A 16494-nucleotide genomic window follows, 5' to 3' on the forward strand; every position below is an offset into this window, starting at 1 on the left:
TCTTAAAACGATCAGTCCTCTTTTCTCCATCCATATCGAAGACTCCTTCTTTTTCCCTATTTTATATTATGCGGCTTATCTCCTGGAAAGTAAAAACCGACCAAGCTGTTAAGCTCAGTCGGTCTGATGTTTGTAAATCGATTCGTTCTAAAACCCCAATTACAAATTGAATCATGGCTTGGAGACCGGTGCATCATCCGCTCTCGGCACCCCGAAATTCGGCGTTCCGTCCTTGTTCCACCGGATGACCTGTACGCGCGTATGCCGATTCGGATCATATAAAGGATCGCCCACGATCTCCTTGTAACTTCTTGCATGATACACCAGAATGTCCTGCGAGCCATCCTCGGAAATCGTGAAGCTGTTATGCCCTGGCCCATATTGGCCATTGGCTTCCGATGTCGTAAACACGGGCACCGGCGACTTGACCCAGGAGCTCGGATTCAGCAGATCACTGTCCTCATCGGCTGTCAGCAGCCCCATGGCATAATTGTGGTCTGTGGCGCTCGCGGAATAGGTCATGAATATTCGCCCGTTTCGCTTCAGAACGGCGGCCCCTTCGTTCACAAGATACCCGATCTTCTCCCAGTCGTACTCAGGAACCGAGATGCATACCTGTTCCCCTGTCAGGGTCCATGGATTTTCCATCAAAGAAATGTACAGATTGGAATTGCCTGGAATGCCCGGATCTTTCTGAGCCCATACATAATATCGTTTGCCTCTATGCTCAAAGGTTGTTGCGTCCAAGGCAAAAGATTCCCACTTCGTGACCACTTGCCCCTTCTCCACCCATTCCCCTTCGAGCGGATTCGCCGAAACGTTCTCCAGTACGAACATGCGATGATCAAACAATCCGTCCCTCGTTTCTGAAGTATGGGCAGCGGCGAAGTACACATACCATTTGCCATCCAAATAATGAATCTCGGGTGCCCATATGTTGGCACTCATCAGGCCTGACTCATGCTTGCGCCAGATCGTAATTCCTTCAGCATCCGCAAGCCCATGTATCGTTTGCGAACGTCTAAGCTCAATACGGTCATACTCCGGCACGGAACCGGTAAAGTAATAATAACCATCGGTATGTTTATAGATCCAGGGATCAGCCCTTTGTTCAATCAGGGGATTTTTTATATATAATTCAGACATGGTGACGACTCCTATACCTTATAGTTTGACTTCCGCTAGCTTTCTATTTTTAATTGTTTCTATGAATCCTATCTTCTTGCTATCCTTTGATGCCTGCGTTTAAGTTAATCGACTGCACAAAGTATTTCTGGGCAAACAGGAACAACAGCAGCGTCGGAATGATGGCCAGGATCGCTGAACCCATCAATTGTCCGATCATGCGGTAATTGCCGTAAATGTCCTGTAACAACAGCAAACCTGCTGTGACCGGCATCTTCTCCACATCGGTATACACGATGACGGGCCAGAGGAAATCATTCCAGGAACCCGTAAATGAAAACAGGCCGCATACAATCAATACAGGTTTCATGAGCGGCAAAATAATAGAGTAATAGATTCTAAAATCTCCCGCTCCATCCACGCGTGCCGATTCATCCAAATCCTTGGGAACGCCCATCATGAATTGTCTGACCAAAAAAATGTTCCCCATCCCGGCCAAACCTGGGATGATCATTGCCCAAGACGTATTTACCCATCCCAGCGCATCAATGATTTTATAAGACGGGATCAGATTCACTACCCCAGGAAAGAAGGAAATCCCAAGCAAGGTAAAGAACAAGGTATCTCTTCCCTTAAAGTTCATGCGCGAGTACCCATAACCTGTAATGGAAATGACAACGATCACGAGCAGCGTATGCATCGTTGCAATAAACACGGAGTTCATCAACCAGCGCAGAATGGGCGCGGTCGACGTGTTTTGCAGGATCGTGACATAATTATCAAAAATCCAGCTGTCGGGCAGCAGTCTGAAACCGCTGGAAACCACCTCAGCCTGGGACCGAAAAGATGTGGTAATGCCAAATATGACCGGAATTGCCCATATCACACACAGGATGATCAGAAATGCGTAAGCTATATATTTTGACACGCTTATGTTGGATGAAGCCTTCTTCGGACCAGAGCGACCAAGCTTGGAATCCGCGTTTACTTCATGTACTACCGGGTTCGACATTGCACAGTACACCTACCTTTTATCGTTTCCGTCGTTTGCAAGCTGATCATGCCGCTAGGACGCGTTTCGGTTCATCACATAATACTGAAGGGCTGAAATGACGAGAATGACCAGTCCGAGCAAAACCGCCATCGCGGATGCCATACCCGCAATCGATTCCCCGTGACCGAAGGCCAGCTGCCGGATATACATCATCAATACGGTCGTGCTCTGTCTGGGTCCTCCGTCCGTCATCATTAATGGCTGACCGAATACGTTAAAGGCTCCGGCTGTCGTCATAACAAAGGTATAGATCAGCGGAAAACGAATGGAAGGCAGTGTAATGCTTGAAAATCTGCGGACAGGCCCCGCTCCATCCATCTCGGCCGATTCATACAAATCCTTCGACACTCCGCTTATGGAAGCCCGGTAGATAATCATGTTGCCACCGACTCCGCCCCACACCGTAATGACAATGATGATCAGCCAGGCATAGGGCTGGTTGGCCGCCCAGACCGTTTCTGAGCCGAAAATATTGTTCGTGATCCCAAGCTGCTTATTGAAGATTAAAGACCAGATCAGTGCCGCTGCGGAAATCGAGATGAGTCCGGGAATATAGAGGATGGACTGAATCACATTTTTCATTTTCACTTTTTTGTGTTCCAGCGATACGGCAATCATTAACGGAATGATGATTAATATAGGGACGCTTAGCACAACAAAGATGAGCGTATTTTTTAATCCATTCATAAATTGGGTATAGAAGGTGGACTCCGTGTCAAACAGAATCGTTTTATAGTTGGCCAAGCCAACCCATACAGGGTCATTAATCAGATTCCATTGCGTAAAGGAAGCATAGATCCCGTATAGGGTCGGCAATAGAATAAATACGATAAAAAGTATCAGATGGGGACCTACAAAGAAATAAGGCGTCAACGACTTGTTATTCATACCCTTTCATTTCTCCTTTGGAAAAGAAAAGTGTCTTGTAAGCAAGGACACTTTTCTTTTTTTCAATCTGCTCTGCTGTCATTTACTTTGCAGCACTGTTGCCTTCCGCGATTTTATCCTCTACAAATTTCTGCATCGTCGCCAGGGTCTCGTCGATATCGACATTGCCTCGTACGATATCCGCTGCATATGTATCCACAGCCTCCGCTACGTATGGATAGTACTCGTAGGTGTAAATGTACAAGGATTCGATTTCTTTTTCGTTGGCGGTAAAGAATGACTGAATATAATTACTGTACTCCGGGCTCTCAATGACCTGTTTACTCGCTACGATCTGCCCCGCTTTTGCCCACTCAATCGAGTTTTGGCGAATGAATTCCAGGAACTGGCCGATGGCCTGCTCTTTCTCGTCCGTTCTCTTATCGTTCTTCAACATGGAGAATAAGTGCGAAGAGGCCCGGTTCGTATACTTATCAGCACTCGTCGAATAAATGTTCGTAACGCCAAAGTCCAATCCATCGACGGTTGCGTGTGCCGTCGAGCTCCATGTGCCGTCTGTGGAAAATAAAACGTTTCCAGATTGGAACATCAGATAGCCGTCCTCACCAAAAGGGGTCATCAAGCCTGCATCCGATATTTTCTTAATCTCCGTAAATGCTTGTTTCATGGCTTCTGTATTTACGGCCGGCTTGCCGTCTTGTTGAATGTCGCCGCCCAGGTTCTGGATTTGCGCTAACACAACCCAGCCCAATAGAGCGTCATTGATAACGTAATCGCCTTCATCCAACTTGCCTTGCAGCGACAAAATTTCATCAATGGTCACGACATCATCATCCAGGAAGCTTTCAACATTGTATTTTTTGAGCAAATTTTTATTGTAATACATCGCATTGCTGTGAATATCAAGGGGTACTGTATATTGGGTGCCCTCTACGTTTCCTGTTGCCCAGGCTTGCGGCAAATAATTATCCGCTTTCAATTCTGGCTGAGCTTGCATGACTGCCGTCATCGGCTCCAACACACCTTGCTTAACGAAGCTAGGAACGCGGTCTGCGTGAATAATGGACAGATCAGGAACGCCTTTGCCTGAATTCAGAACGGTAGATATTTTTGTATACATATCCGAGGTAATCACATGCTTCACTTTATATTCAGGATTGGTGGCGTTGTAATCTTTCACTAGCTGATCCATGTAAGCCCCGTCATCACCCGTCAAAGGCGTCCAGAAGGTAATGGTGTTCTTGTCCCCGCTGCCACATCCCCCCAGTACCGCTACCGCTAACAATACAAGTATCAGTGAAACCCCCATTTTTTTCTTCAACAAACTCTCCTCCTATTACTAATCATTTGGTTAATCATTTACCGGCATGGATCATGAAAACGATTAACTTTGGTTCAGTATACACTCGTTTTGAAAACGGTGTCAATAACATATGTATAAATCTTTATTACTTATTTTCCGTTTAATTAACTTTTATATTAATCATTCGATTGAAAATTTGTTGTATTAAATGTTTAGATTTATATACAGGTTAATAAAGCATGTGTTATGATGCATATAAGTTAATGAACTTGGTTTATGAAAAACTTGTTGAAAGAAGTGGTCATATGCAATTGGAAATAGACAAGTCATCGCTTGTGGTTTACGAGGCTTTGGCCAGCGAAGTTCGAATCAAGATTATTCAGCTGCTTTCCAAAAACAAAATGAATATCAAAGATTTGGCGCAAGAACTTCAAATCAGCAGTCCGATTGTGACAAAACATATTAAAAAACTCGAAGATGCAGGCATTATCCGGACAGAAAAGGTTCCGGGAAAATCGGGACAGCAAAAAATCTCGATCCTGAAGGTGGATCATATTGAAATCAACTTCCCGAAAAAGATTTTTCATTCCTTTGCTTCATATGAGGCTTCCGTGCCAATCGGGCATTATACGGACTATGACCTGAAGCCAACCTGCGGCCTTGCTACCGAGAAGGAATTTATCGGGCGGGTTGACGAACCCAAATACTTCATGGATCCCAAACGTATGGATGCAGAAATCCTGTGGTTTACGGAGGGCTTTATCCAATACAACATCGCGAACTTCCTTCAAAAGGATGAAAAGCTGCAGCAGTTCGAAATCAGCTTGGAGATTTCCTCAGAATTTCCTTTTTCCAATGATGTCTGGCCTTCCGACATCACGTTCTCCTTAAACGGGATCGAACTTGGTACGTGGACAAGCCCGGGGGATTTCGCGGATACGAGGGGGAAGTATACGCCTGCATGGTGGCCGCACAACATCAACCAATACGGTCTGCTCAAAACGATACGAATTACAAGCCATGGTACTTATATCGATGGCGACCCGCTCTCAGCTGTCTCCATAGATGATTTGGATGCAACCTGTGATCGCTGGACCTTTCGAATTGAAGTGAAGGAAGATGCAAAGCACGTGGGAGGTGCCACATTATTCGGCAAGAAGTTCGGAAACCACGAGCAGGATATCCAGTTCAAAATGTATTATCTGTGAGGCCAATCGAAGGTAGATAACACCGAAGATTGTTCATCTGTTAAGTCACCTAAATGAAAACAAACCAGCCGGATTAACGGCTGGTTTGTTTTGCTCAAAGTCCATGACAAACATAAAATCACTCCTTCACAGGTTACGACATTGCAACCAATAAAGGAGTGATTTCAATGTTCCGCGCAAGTAGACATTCAGGGCAACCTCTTCATTACCCTAAATCCCTTCCTCAGTCCTTACCCTTTCAAGATACCTTATGCTCAATTCTCAGCTTGTCAGCGACCATCGCGATAAACTCGCTGTTGGTTGGCTTGGATTTGCTGATGTTGATGGTGTAACCGAACAGATGCGAGATGCTGTCGATGTTACCGCGTGTCCAGGCCACTTCGATCGCATGACGGATCGCACGTTCCACGCGGGAAGGCGTCGTCTTGAATTTCTCTGCGATTGCCGGATACAAGGTTTTGGTGATCGCACCAAGAATTTCGATATTGTTGTATACCATCGTTATGGCTTCGCGTAAATATTGGTAACCCTTGATATGAGCAGGGACACCAATCTCATGGATAATCGAAGTGATATTCGCGTCCAGATTTTTGCCTTTGCCCATGGGAACCACATTGGATTTCATACTTGTAAATGGAGCGCCTGACGAAATGCTGCTGGACGAGCCAACGAGTTGACGAATACGGCTGGCGAGCACCTCCATATCAAACGGCTTCAAAATATAATAGGAAGCCCCCAATTGTACGGCTCGCTGCGTAATATTTTCCTGACCAAATGCCGTAAGCATAATGACTTTCGGCTGCGGAGACAAATTCATATCGCGTAATCGCTCAAGTACGCCAAGGCCGTCCAAATGAGGCATAATAATGTCAAGGATCAGCACATCCGGTACTTTTCCCGATTCCTCAATCATGCTCAGTACTTCTTCGCCATTATAAGCGATTCCGGAAACCACCATATCTTGTTGATCCGAAATGTATTCACCAAGCAGGTTTGTAAACTCACGGTTGTCGTCTGCCAATAATACCTCGATCTTTTGCAATTCGTGCTCCTCCTTTATCAGATCAGTTGTTATTTTAGAACATTTTCTTGTGTATAAAGTTTTCGACATGCTCATTTAAATTCCTTCTGTCGAAAATTATTTTTCTTTATTTTTTTTTGAAGTTGATTTATAATTAAATATTTTGTTTCAAATTAATCTCTAATTCGTTATTTTACGACAAAAAATCTCAAGGCATTAACCTGCCTTAAGATTTTGAGGAGTTGAATCTGTAGATTGTAGTACGCCGGAGTCCTGAAGCATCCATTCAATAAAGCATCCATACCCTGATTTAGGATCATTAACAAAAACGTGCGTTACCGCTCCAATCAGCTTGCCATCCTGAACGATCGGACTCCCGCTCATGCCTTGTACGATCCCGCCTGTCTTCTTGAGTAGTCTCGGATCGGTAATACGAAGCACAAGCCCTTTCGTTGCGGGAGCATCCTGCTTGGAAACATGAACGATCTCCACTGTAAAGCGTTCAACATCCTGCCCTTCAACGACAGTTAAAATCTCTGCCGGTCCTTCCTTGACCTCATGGGACAAGGCTACGGGAATGGGCTCCTGATACAGACCGTGTTCAGGAAGATTATTCATTTTACCGAAGATGCCAAAATGGGTATTGCGCTCGACATTGCCCAAAATCTTGCCGTCTTTTGTGAAGGTGGCCCGTTTTTCCCCCGGCTCGCCTTCTTCACTTCGACTAATGGATGTAACGTTGGACTGAACAATCTGACCGCTTCCGACATCAATGGGTGTTTGAGTATTCATATCGGTGATAACATGGCCTAAAGCTCCGTAAACTTTCTGATGAGGCGCATAGAAAGTTAAGGTTCCAACACCTGCTGCAGAATCACGGATATACAGACCAAGGCGCCAGCTTTGATCTTCTTGATCATACGCCGGACTCAGTTTTGTTGTCATTACTTTGCCGCTCCGCTTAAAGGAGATTTCCAATGGCTTATTAGCTTTACCAGCCTTCTCGACGATATCGGCAACCTTAGTCACATCATTAAGCGGCTTTCCATCCATCGTGGTCAGCAAATCCCCAACCTTCAAGCCAGCTGCTTCTCCAGGAGACACTTTAGCACCGTTTTGAACGCGTACCAGATGATGTCCAACGACCAGTATACCGGAGGATTTCACTTTGACACCGATGGTTTGGCCTCCAGGAATGACCTTGAGCTCCGGGATCACCTTCACATGAACTGTCTTCAGAGGAATTTTACCAAATAATTTCAGGGTTACTTCCGCATTTCCGCTTTGCTGGGGGTTCAGCTGCAGTGGATGCTTTAGCGATACTTGAAGTTTTGACTCGCGGGAGCCGTTGAGCTGCAGGACATCCGGGCGATCAACTGAAGCGAGGGTTTGAACAGGCATGGCAACATCAAGGCGGGACTGCTGACCGGAAATCAATCTCAGTTCATTAGGCAATGAAGCAAAAGACTGGACTGGATCAGCAGTTCCAAGGAAACAAAGAAGGAAAGCAAGAACGAAACCGAGCAGTTTTCTCCTGAGGTTGGGCTTCAATGGCTGTCACGCTCCCTTTTTCTTCTTTCGCTTGACGAAAAGGTGGTCGCCAATTGCGTACCTTTAAGTTACCCTGCCCTTAAGGATTTATAACTGTCAATCATTGACCCAGAGCCGTTCTGGAAGCCTTTTGCGCTGCCGCCAGATTGAGCATTTCTTGGGCATGATGAAGTGTCTTTTCAGTGATCTCGACTCCGCCAAGCATTCGTGCAAGCTCTTTTACACGCCCCTCTTCAGTCAGGTTTTCTACTTGCGTCATCGTTCTGGAGGCTTCCAGCTTCTTCTCGATTAAATACTGATGATCCGCCATGCAAGCGACCTGCGGCAAATGCGTTATGGAGAACACCTGACAGGTTTTAGCCAGCAAAAACAGCTTCTCCGCAATCGATTGGGCAGCCCTTCCACTGACTCCTGTGTCGACTTCATCAAAGATTAAGACCGGTATTTGATCATGACGGGCAAATATACTCTTCATCGCCAGCATAATTCTGGACATTTCTCCACCCGAAGCAATTTTGGCAAGCGGACGCAGAGGTTCACCCGGATTGGCGGATATGAGGAATTCGGCCGTATCCATACCTTGTCTGGTCAACCTTACTTTATGTCCTTCATATTCGTAACCGTTAGGATCTAGCTGCAGTTCCATGCGAACCTCAAGCGAGGTGCGTTCCATTTGAAGATCCTTTAGTTCTCCCTCCACTTGCCGTGCTAAATCTTGAGCACATTGCTTGCGGGCAATACTAAGCTCTTTCGCGCTAACCAGCAGCACGCTTAACAACTCGTCACGGCGCTGTTCCAATGCTTGTATAAACTCGTCCTTATTCTCCAGCATATCGGTTTCCTGCTGAATTCTCACGTAGTATTCCAGAATTTGCTCAACATTATCCCCATATTTTCGTCGCAATCCGGAGATCATATCTAAACGAAGTTCAATTTCATTCAACCGTTCCGGATTGAATTCAATGCTGTCGCGATAATCCCTCAGCTGGAAAACCGCATCCTCCAGCTGATAATAAGCGGATTGCAGCTGCTCAACAAGCGGCTTTAACCCCTTCTCATCGTAGCCGGACACATCCTCCAATCTGGATAGGGCACGGCTGACGGATTCCAGTCCCGAAGATCCGTACAATAGGTCGTATGCTCCGGCAACGGAATCCATCATCTTCTCGCTGTGGGACAGCTTGGTTCTTTCTTCGGACAATTCCTCATCCTCACCGGATTTTAGCTCCGCAGCCGCGATCTCCTCGAGCTGAAACCGATACATATCCAGCATTTGATACGCCTTCTGGCTGGTCTCCTGCAGGTCCCTGAGCTCCCGCTCCACTTTGCTGAATTCGCCGTACAATTCTTGATATTTTCGTTTGGCAGGCCCGATGACCTTATCTCCGTATGTGTCCAGAAGACTCATATGCTGCTCTGAACGCAGCAAGCTTTGATGCTCATGCTGGCCATGAATATTGATGAGCTTTTCTCCAACTTCACGCAGCATGCTTAAATTCAACAGCTGTCCGTTAATACGCGACGTGCTTTTCCCTTGAGATGTCAGTTCTCTCCGAATCAATAAATGCTCTTCCGGATCCGCTTCAACACCCAGCTTCTTCAGTGTTTCCCATACGGGATGCTGCGCAGGCAGCTCAAACAGAGCCTCAATCTCCGCTTTGTCGCAGCCATAACGAATCAGCTCAGCCGAGCCGCGGCCGCCGGCAATTAATCCCAGCGCATCGATAATGATGGACTTACCTGCTCCGGTCTCCCCCGTCAGTACGTGAAATCCCGGATAAAAATGCACATCCACGCTTTCTACAACCGCAAGATTCCGAATGGATAGCGTGTTTAACATGTTTTCCACCTCCGCTACTGCTTAAAACTGCCAATGTTCACAAATATTTATTACGAAATGAAATTTTTGATTTGGGTAACCACATGTTCTCCGTCATCTTCCGTTCGGCAAATGAGCAATATCGTGTCATCGCCGCAAATGGTCCCCATGATCTGGGTCCACTCCATATTATCGAGCAGCACGGCAACGGAATTGGCTGTTCCAGGCAAGCATTTCATGACGACAAGATTACCGGTACGGTCAATGTAAACAAAATTATCGACAAGCGCTCTTTTGAGCTTCTGTACAGGGTTATAACGCTGATCTGTCGGCATGGAGTATTTGTATCGCCCATCATCTGTAGGCACCTTTATGAGCAGCAGTTCTTTGATATCACGTGAAATCGTAGCTTGAGTGACCTGAAAACCTTCCGCACGCAATGCGTCCACAAGCTCATCCTGTGTCTCAATATCCTGGTGGGTAATAATATCCCTGATTTTAATATGGCGTTGTCCCTTCATAAAGAGCCTCCTGAGTATTAACTGTTGTAATCATCCTGACCAATCCATTCTTCGTCCGACCAATCCATGCTTAAACGGTGAATCGACTTCTCGTTCACATCAATGTAGAGCAGACCGGCACATTCGGGATACAGCAGCAAAAACGGCATCAACCGATCGCGAATGCCCGAGCCCGTCCAGTCGACCGGCATTCGTTCCCGTGCCAGCTTCACCATGTACAGCTCGCCACTGTCATCGGATGCAATGTAATCGATAAACAACCGACTCAAGATGGGTCTATGCCCCGTTTCAAATGACAAGTTTATTTTTACTTTACCCCCAACGACGTCGTATCCTTCTTGTTCGAGCATCCCAATCGCTGGGTGATCTGGAATGTGTTCATTTATCGGGATGCCCGGCAGTCGATCCGGTGATGGCGACATTAGCCAACGATTCAGCCTATAACCGATAAGCAAGGCTATGACGACACCAAGCAATATCATTAATAACCAATCATAACGCTCATTCATCCTCTCACCTCGAATTTTGTATTCGCGTATGAGAACATAAATTCCTCTTTTTCAGCAAAAGAAACCCATCATTTCGATGAGTTTCCTGTGAATGTATGAGCCGCTTGCGTTACGACGGTATCAATCCATTGACTCAAATGGACAGGTTCTTGTCCATCTGCCTGAGTCGGTTCTTCCGAGCTTTCAGAAACCTCCGGCTCTAATCGCCAGTGGGCCAGGAATTCTATATTGCCTTCTCCACCCGTAATCGGAGAGAATGTCAGGTTTTTTAATTTGAACCCAATTTCATCCGCAAAAGTCAGCACTTGCGTCAAGACTTCCCTGTGAACCTTCGGATCACGAACCACGCCGGACTTACCCACCTTCTCCCGCCCTGCCTCAAATTGAGGCTTGATCAGAGCAGCTACATCTCCCGGTTTACCCAGGAGCATCTTCAAAGGCGGTAAAATGATGCGAAGGGATATAAACGAAACGTCAATGCTGGCAAAATCAGGCTGAGGGCCATTCAGGTCGTCAGGCGTCATATAGCGGAAATTCGTTCGCTCCATGACACACACGCGTTCATCGTTACGGAGCGACCAATCCAACTGGTTATAACCGACGTCGATCGCATACACATAACTTGCCCCGTGCTGGAGTGCGCAATCCGTGAAGCCGCCAGTCGAAGAGCCGATATCCAGCATCGTGCGCCCCTTCATATCGATGTCGAATGAACGAATCGCTTTCTCAAGCTTTAATCCTCCACGGCTGACATAGGGATGAACCGAGCCTTTGACTTTCAGTTCGGACGTCCTCGGAATTTTCATGCCGGCTTTCTCGATCCGCTCGGTTCCGGCATAGACCAGACCCGCCATAATCGCGGCCTTGGCTTTTTCGCGACTCTCATAATATCCCTGCTCCACGAGCAGGACATCAATTCGTTCTTTCTGAGATGAATCCATATTATACTCCCGATGGTTACTAAGACATAAAACTTCTCTTGCCGAGCCCGGCTGTCCGGGCATTCTTCAAGCTCCGGATCTCCTGACAAACCGATTCCAATGTCAGCCCTACTTCTTCACGCTGCTGCGGTATGCTGCCATGCTCGATAAACCGGTCTTCGATCCCCATTAAAGATACGACCGCGTCATGGATTCCCTGCTCCGCAAAAAACTCCAGAACCGCGCTGCCCATACTTCCCGCTTGCGAAACTTCCTCCAGAACCAGCATGGATGTCCCCGTCTCTGCCAGATTCCGCAGCATGCCTCCATCAAGCGGTTTAAGGAAACGGGCATTTACGACTTCTACCGTAATGCCTTCCCGCTTGAGCTGCTCCGCAGCTTCCTCGGCCAACTGAACCATAGGACCGGATGCCAGAATCGCATATCCTTCGCCAGGACGAACGACTTCCCAAGTCCCGATAGGAATCGGTACCAGCTCGTTGTCCATTGGAACGCCGCGCACATTGTTCCGAGGGTATCGGTAAGCGATAGGTCCCTCATTATAATCGAGCGCTGTTTTCATCATATGACGAAGCTCGTTCTCGTCTTTTGGCATCATAATGACGATATTCGGGATATGACGCATGAAAGCTACATCGTATACCCCTTGATGGGTTTCGCCATCTGCACCAACAAAGCCGGCACGGTCAATCGCAAACATCACGTTGGCGTTATGGCGGCAAATATCATGCACGATTTGGTCGTACGCACGCTGCATAAACGTGGAATACACCGCAAATACAGGCTTCATGCCTTCCATTGCCAATGCTGCGCACAAGGTCGCGGCGTGCTGCTCGGCAATCCCCACATCGATCATACGATCAGGGAATTTCTTGCTGAACGGGATCAAGCCGGAGCCGCTCGGCATCGCCGGCGTAACGGCCACGATACGTTCGTCCTGTTCTCCCAGTTCAATCAGCGTCTGTCCGAATACTTCCGTGTACATCGGATTTCCTACCGCTTTAAGGACTTGGCCGGATTCAATCTTATATGGCGTAATCCCATGCCATTTATGAGAATCGGATTCAGCCGGGCGGTATCCCTTGCCTTTGGTTGTTACGGCATGAATCAGAACGGGTCCATCCACATTGTCGGCCTGCTTTAACGTATCAATCAGTTTGTTCAGATCATGTCCGTCTACTGGGCCCAGATAGGTAAATCCGAGTTCCTCGAATAAAACGCCGGGAACCATCATATATTTAAGGCTGTCCTTCATCTTCTCTGCCGTCTTGGCCAGTTTGCCGCCGATGGCAGGAATTTTCTTCAGGAGCATTTCCACTTCGTCCTTGGCACGAAGATAATAACGATCAGATCGGATCTTGCTTAAGTAATTATGCATGGCACCCACATTCGGCGCAATCGACATTTCGTTGTCATTCAGGATGACCATCAGCTTTTTCTGCTCATGGCCAATATGATTGAGCGCTTCAAACGCCATACCGCCAGTAAGTGCGCCGTCACCAATCAAGGCGATCACCCGGTTGTTCTCACCTTTCAGATCACGCGCCATCGCCATACCCATTGCGGCAGACAGCGAGGTGCTGCTGTGCCCGGCTTCCCAGACATCATGCTCGCTTTCGGAACGCTTTACGAAGCCGCACAAGCCTTTGTATTTACGGAGGGTATCAAATTTATCCATTCGTCCGGTCAAGATCTTGTGTACATAGGCTTGATGGCCCACGTCAAATATCATCTTGTCACGAGGGCTGTCAAAGCAATAGTGCAAGGCCAGCGTGAGTTCAACCACTCCCAGATTCGGTGCAAGATGGCCACCGGTAACGGACAGCTTTTCGATTAGAAAATGACGGATTTGTCCTGCTAAATCCTCGAGTTCGTCCACCGATAGATGTTTAAGTTGTTCGGGATGTTTGATATTTGGAAGAAGCACGAAGAATCTCCCCGCTTTCCTTGTTTAAGTTTACGTTCTTCAGCTGTTATGAAATCAGCCATTAACAGACATTATATCACAAAAAAACCGTTTGCATGTAAAGCGTGCTTAGTGATCCCGAGCCATCAGGAAATCAGCGATCTCCAGCATTCTGGAGGGATCATTGAAATTCCCTTCGGAAATGACCCGCTTGGCTTCTGCTGTCAGGCGCTCGACTTCACGCCTCGATGCGTCCAAACCGATGAAGTACGGATACGTCACTTTTTCCTGTTTCACATCGCTTTGTACCGGCTTCCCAAGCTTGGACTCATCCCCGACCAGATCCAGGATATCATCTTGAATCTGAAATGCAAGGCCGATATGATGCCCGAAGGTTCGCAAGGATTCAATCTGGGATTCGGAGCACCCGGCAATATGCCCGCCGGCCATCAGCGAGAACATGATCAGATCACTTGTCTTGTGCAGGTGAATGTACTCAAGCTGCTCTAACGTCGTTATCCCTTGTTCACCCTCCATATCGGCAACCTGTCCGCCTACCATCCCCCGCGGACCTGCATACTCCGCAAGATCCTCCACAATTGACAGCACGCGCTCAGCTGGAATACCATGCTTTCTGGCAGCCTGGATTACGCTGTAAAAAGCATGCGTCAGCAAGGCATCGCCGGCCAAAATAGCGCTCGCTTCGCCAAAAACCTTATGATTCGTTGGCTTGCCGCGGCGATAATCGTCATCGTCCATCGCTGGAAGATCGTCGTGGATAAGGGAATATGTATGGACCATCTCAACGGCGCAAGCGACTGGAAGCGCGGCATCACGGTTGCCGCCTCCGGCCTCACATGCCGCAATGACAAGCAGCGGACGCATTCGCTTGCCGCCTGCCATTAATGAATACGACATGGACTGGCGAAGGGTTTCAGGAACTTTCCAGCCTGGCGGAAAAAGATTTGTTAACTCGCTATCCAGTCTGTCCCAAATCTCATTCATATATTGATGAATCGGAAGTCTGTTATTCACCCAGTTCACCTGTCTCATCCAGCGTCCCGCCAAAAGGCTTACGCTTCAGTTCTCCGCCTTCTTCCACGATCATTTCGATTTTTTGCTCAACCTGCTCCAGCTTTTTGCTGCACATCTGCGACAGCTTCATGCCCTGTTGAAATAAATCGATCGCTTTTTCCAGCGGCACATCTCCATCTTCCAACTGTTCTACAATCGTCTCGAGCTGCGCCATCGCTTCTTCAAAGCTGATCTCCAATGTTTCATTCGCCATTCTCTTCATCCTCCTTCATTCCCCACACTTGACACTGCAGTTGTCCGTCGCTGACCCTCACGTTAACCAAATCGCCTAACTGAACATCTTCGATGGATTTCACAAGCTTTTGTTCTGCCTCGTCATACACGAGGCTATATCCTCTGGACATAATTTTCAGCGGACTGAGCGCATCGAGATGCCTCATTTCGGTTTGCAGCTGCGATACCTTGGATTTCATGATCGACTGCATCGCATTCATTAACTGCCGGTTGGCCTGATCTTTTCTTCTCGCTGCAAACTCCGCTTGGGTTCGCGGATTATATCGGATTAATCCCTGATGCAGTGATTTTTGTCGCTGACGGACCAGGGATAACCGGGATTTGAGGTTGCCCTGCAGCCGCTGGGACAGCATGTCCAACCGTTCGGCATGTTGAAGCATATACCGGCGGGGATGAACCAGAACCGGGGAACGCTGGAGCGAAAATAAACGTTCACGACTCCGCTTAAGACGCTGCTGAAGTCCCTGGTTCAGCTGGCGCTGTCTTTGAACAAGCTGCCCCCTAAGTTCCGCGCTGCTCGGTACCGCAAGTTCAGCGGCGGCCGTCGGCGTTGCGGCTCGTAAATCTGCAACAAAATCGGCGATCGTAAAATCCGTTTCGTGTCCAACGGCCGAAATGACGGGAATATCGGATTGATAAATAGCTCTTGCAACGATCTCCTCATTAAACGCCCACAGCTCTTCCAGTGATCCGCCGCCACGGCCAACGATGAGCACATCAGCCTCAGCCATGTCATTCATCGTCCGAATCGCCTTCACGATCGAAGGAGCAGCCCCTTTGCCTTGAACCAGCACCGGATAAAGAATGGCTCTTGCCTGCGGGTACCGTCTCCGGATCGTAATCATAATATCCCGAACCGCGGCGCCCGTCGGCGAGGTAATAACACCAATTGTCTTGGGATAACGCGGCAAAGGGCGCTTGCGCTCGGCTGCAAACAAGCCCTCTTCCTCCAGCTTCGACTTCAGCTGTTCATAAGCAAGATACAAACTGCCGATCCCGTCGGGCTGCATTTGAACCGCATAGAATTGATATTGACCATCTCGTTCATATACCGACACATTGCCCCGGGCAATGACGCGCGAGCCTTCCTTCGGTATAAAAGGGAGCCTCTGGTTATGAGTCGCAAACATGATCGCACGAATCCGGCTGCCTTCATCCTTTAAGGTAAAGTACATATGTCCGCTGGAGTGATGGGTGAAATTCGAAATTTCACCGCGGATCCATACGTCGGAGAGCCTGGAGTCACCTTCCATTTTCATGCGGATATAACGGTTTAAATCCTTAACGGATAATACTCGTCCTGGATCTGCCGATTTCAT

Annotated in this window: 15 protein-coding genes; 1 reads left to right on the forward strand and 14 read right to left on the reverse strand. The window is 47.7% G+C overall.

Annotation, left to right across the window (positions count from 1 at the left end; all coding sequences use genetic code 11):
- Positions 1–171: 171 nt before the first annotated feature.
- The 4 genes from M4D81_RS00355 to M4D81_RS00370 all read right to left on the reverse strand — a co-directional run bounded on the left by M4D81_RS00355 (position 172) and on the right by M4D81_RS00370 (position 4391).
- Positions 172–1146 carry a glycoside hydrolase family 43 protein gene (locus M4D81_RS00355; RefSeq protein WP_260064008.1) on the reverse strand — a complete coding sequence of 325 codons (975 nt, stop codon included), beginning with the start codon at positions 1144–1146 and terminating at the stop codon, positions 172–174.
- Between the two features lie 79 nt (positions 1147–1225).
- A complete protein-coding gene (locus M4D81_RS00360; protein ID WP_216530927.1) occupies positions 1226–2137 on the reverse strand; it encodes a carbohydrate ABC transporter permease in 912 nt (303 codons plus the stop codon).
- Between the two features lie 54 nt (positions 2138–2191).
- Positions 2192–3067, reverse strand: a complete 876-nt coding sequence (locus M4D81_RS00365; protein ID WP_260064009.1) for a carbohydrate ABC transporter permease — start codon at positions 3065–3067, stop codon at positions 2192–2194.
- An 82-nt stretch (positions 3068–3149) separates the two neighbouring features.
- Positions 3150–4391 (reverse strand): extracellular solute-binding protein, encoded by a 1242-nt coding sequence (locus M4D81_RS00370; protein ID WP_260064010.1) that lies wholly within the window; start codon positions 4389–4391, stop codon positions 3150–3152.
- A 284-nt stretch (positions 4392–4675) separates the two neighbouring features.
- On the opposite strand from M4D81_RS00370, the gene M4D81_RS00375 reads away from it, so the two are divergent.
- Positions 4676–5578, forward strand: coding sequence for an ArsR/SmtB family transcription factor (locus tag M4D81_RS00375; RefSeq protein WP_071223865.1), 903 nt, complete (start codon positions 4676–4678; stop codon positions 5576–5578).
- Positions 5579–5816: 238 nt separating this feature from the next.
- Here M4D81_RS00375 and spo0A read toward each other — a convergent pair whose 3' ends face one another.
- From spo0A to xseA, 10 genes are all read right to left on the reverse strand, one after another.
- Positions 5817–6620 carry a sporulation transcription factor Spo0A gene (gene spo0A / locus M4D81_RS00380; protein ID WP_071223864.1) on the reverse strand — a complete coding sequence of 268 codons (804 nt, stop codon included), beginning with the start codon at positions 6618–6620 and terminating at the stop codon, positions 5817–5819.
- Between the two features lie 195 nt (positions 6621–6815).
- Positions 6816–8150: a SpoIVB peptidase gene (spoIVB, locus tag M4D81_RS00385; RefSeq protein WP_260064012.1), complete on the reverse strand. Its 1335-nt coding sequence runs from the start codon at positions 8148–8150 to the stop codon at positions 6816–6818.
- A gap of 100 nt (positions 8151–8250) precedes the next feature.
- A complete protein-coding gene (recN, locus tag M4D81_RS00390; RefSeq protein WP_071223862.1) occupies positions 8251–9990 on the reverse strand; it encodes a DNA repair protein RecN in 1740 nt (579 codons plus the stop codon).
- A gap of 50 nt (positions 9991–10040) precedes the next feature.
- Positions 10041–10490: a transcriptional regulator AhrC/ArgR gene (ahrC, locus tag M4D81_RS00395; protein ID WP_071223861.1), complete on the reverse strand. Its 450-nt coding sequence runs from the start codon at positions 10488–10490 to the stop codon at positions 10041–10043.
- 17 nt (positions 10491–10507) lie between these two features.
- The gene (locus M4D81_RS00400; RefSeq protein WP_071223860.1) at positions 10508–10999 is read right to left on the reverse strand and encodes a hypothetical protein; all 492 of its coding nucleotides are present in this window, start codon (positions 10997–10999) and stop codon (positions 10508–10510) included.
- Positions 11000–11067: 68 nt separating this feature from the next.
- Complete coding sequence (locus M4D81_RS00405) at positions 11068–11940, reverse strand: TlyA family RNA methyltransferase (RefSeq protein WP_216530922.1); 873 nt, start codon at positions 11938–11940, stop codon at positions 11068–11070.
- A gap of 19 nt (positions 11941–11959) precedes the next feature.
- Positions 11960–13867: a 1-deoxy-D-xylulose-5-phosphate synthase gene (gene dxs, locus M4D81_RS00410; RefSeq protein WP_260064015.1), complete on the reverse strand. Its 1908-nt coding sequence runs from the start codon at positions 13865–13867 to the stop codon at positions 11960–11962.
- 108 nt (positions 13868–13975) lie between these two features.
- Complete coding sequence (locus M4D81_RS00415) at positions 13976–14851, reverse strand: polyprenyl synthetase family protein (protein ID WP_397376650.1); 876 nt, start codon at positions 14849–14851, stop codon at positions 13976–13978.
- A gap of 22 nt (positions 14852–14873) precedes the next feature.
- Positions 14874–15134, reverse strand: coding sequence for an exodeoxyribonuclease VII small subunit (gene xseB, locus M4D81_RS00420; protein ID WP_009591232.1), 261 nt, complete (start codon positions 15132–15134; stop codon positions 14874–14876).
- Positions 15124–16494, reverse strand: a complete 1371-nt coding sequence (xseA, locus tag M4D81_RS00425) for an exodeoxyribonuclease VII large subunit (protein WP_071223857.1) — start codon at positions 16492–16494, stop codon at positions 15124–15126. Before xseA ends, xseB begins: the two co-directional genes overlap by 11 nt.

It is taken from the genome of Paenibacillus sp. p3-SID867 (genome assembly GCF_025142895.1).
Lineage (GTDB): Bacteria > Bacillota > Bacilli > Paenibacillales > Paenibacillaceae > Paenibacillus_AQ.